This window comes from Pseudomonas sp. 2822-17, assembly GCF_002742485.1.
GTDB lineage: Bacteria > Pseudomonadota > Gammaproteobacteria > Pseudomonadales > Pseudomonadaceae > Aquipseudomonas > Aquipseudomonas cyclaminis.
The window spans coordinates 1-271 of the sequence record NZ_LJRZ01000742.1 but is presented as its reverse complement, the minus strand read 5'-3'; the positions used below and the strand labels follow the sequence as shown (position 1 = coordinate 271).

The 271-nt window shown below is 43.9% G+C and carries 1 pseudogene; it reads right to left on the bottom strand.

The annotated features are described in order from the left end of the window. A pseudogene (locus AOA60_RS26385) lies at positions 1–271 on the bottom strand (amino acid dehydrogenase); the annotation flags it as partial.

Sequence of the window (271 nt, the reverse complement as noted above, 5' to 3'; positions counted from 1 at the left end):
GTAGGTGGCGACATAATGTATAAGCAACATTTCCTACCCCTTGCACTGCAACTCTCTTTCCTTCAAGGGAATCTGTACCGAAGGCTTCCATTGCAGCTGCTTTCATTCCTACATAGACCCCATATGCAGTAACAGGAGATGGATTTCCTGAAGAACCGAATGCTGGAGATATACCAGTCACGTATTCTGTTTCTTGATAAACTAGGTCCATGTCGTCCACTGTTGTCCCAACATCTTCCGCAGTAATATATCGTCCATTTAACTCTTGGAT